The 449-nt window shown below is 54.6% G+C and carries 1 protein-coding gene; it reads right to left on the reverse strand.

Annotated features, from left to right (window positions below):
• Nucleotides 1-449 (reverse strand): hypothetical protein (locus VTU_RS34705; protein ID WP_236610648.1); only part of this gene is annotated, 449 nt, incomplete at both ends.

Raw genomic sequence — 449 nt, forward strand, 5'->3', positions numbered from 1 at the left:
CCGCTTCAATCTCAAGCATCGTGCGGTTTTCTGTAATCCAATGCTGCAATGCTTCCAGTTTGGGTCCATAATACCAAGATCGCGGCACCGTGGTCGTTTTTTTACCTCGGCCGCAGCTGCGTTAATCAGTTGTTTGATGTGTTCGCCCTTACCCTGCCCGCCCAACGCGTCGCTATAGCCACCCTGTCCGTCAGCGTAGCGCATGTCGATTTGCCGACCATCACTATGGCCGGCATGATCCATAATCGACCTCCCGTCCCGAGTCTGGGCGACATGCTGGCTGCTGATGTCATTAAAGCGGTAACGATGACCGCTGTATTGAAGATCGTTTTCAAGAAGCCATTTGATGGTTCCCCTGGTGGCCCATGAATCACCGCCGTCATCGCGCGGGCCAAAGCGCCGGCCGGACAGCTTTGCAACATCTCCCGCAAGATAGAGTGGCGTAAATT

This window comes from Verminephrobacter aporrectodeae subsp. tuberculatae At4 (genome assembly GCF_000193225.1).
Taxonomy (GTDB): Bacteria; Pseudomonadota; Gammaproteobacteria; order Burkholderiales; family Burkholderiaceae_C; genus Acidovorax; species Acidovorax aporrectodeae.